General features: G+C 62.8%; 1 protein-coding gene. It reads left to right on the top strand.

The genetic code is table 11. The annotated features are described in order from the left end of the window. A partial coding sequence (wrbA, locus tag J7528_RS23815) for an NAD(P)H:quinone oxidoreductase (RefSeq protein WP_291879813.1) occupies window positions 1-555 on the top strand: 555 nt, incomplete at its 5' end. Window positions 556-767: the final 212 nt, after the last annotated feature.

Raw genomic sequence — 767 nt, 5'->3', positions numbered from 1 at the left:
GAAACCCTGGCAGGTGCGATCGCGGAAGGCGCGCGCGATGCCGGCGCCGAAGTGACCATTCGCCGTGTTCCCGAGACCGTTCCCGAAGACGTGGCTAAGTCGTCAGGCTTCAAGCTCGACCAGGCCGCGGAAATCGCGACCGTCGAGGAATTGGAAAGTTATGACGCCATCGTCATCGGCACCGGCACGCGCTACGGACGCATGTCGAGCCAGATGGCGTCGTTCCTCGACAAGACCGGCGGTCTGTGGGCCCGCGGCGCACTCAATGGCAAGGTCGGCAGCGCCTTCACCGTCACCGCCTCGCAGCACGGCGGCCAGGAAACCACCCTGTTCTCGATCATCACGAACCTGATGCACCTCGGCATGGTCATCGTGGGGCTGCCCTACAGCCATCAGGGCATGCTGACGATGGAACACATCACCGGCGGCAGCCCTTACGGCACCACGACTGTCACGGGCGGCGACGGCAGCCACCAGCCTACCGAGGTCGATCTGGAAGGCGCTCGCCATCAGGGCGGACTCGTCGCAAAGACTGCGATCAAGATCTTCGGATAAATAGAGCTCCCACGAAGAAGGGCGCGGTACCTCTGGTGCCGCGCCCTTTTTTGTTAGCTTTCTTCAGGCTTTGCGTTCGAGCTTGGAGAACAGCAGTCCAAGGCCTTCGGCAAGAGTGGGATGCGCAATGATTGCGTCCCGGATTGCCGTGTAGGGCAGCCCACCCAGCATCGCCATCTGCACGCTGGTCATGACTTCGCCCGCCTGCGCAC

The organism is Caulobacter sp., assembly GCF_017744445.1.
Classification (GTDB): Bacteria; Pseudomonadota; Alphaproteobacteria; order Caulobacterales; family Caulobacteraceae; genus Caulobacter.
This window is presented reverse-complemented; position numbering and strand designations above follow the sequence as displayed.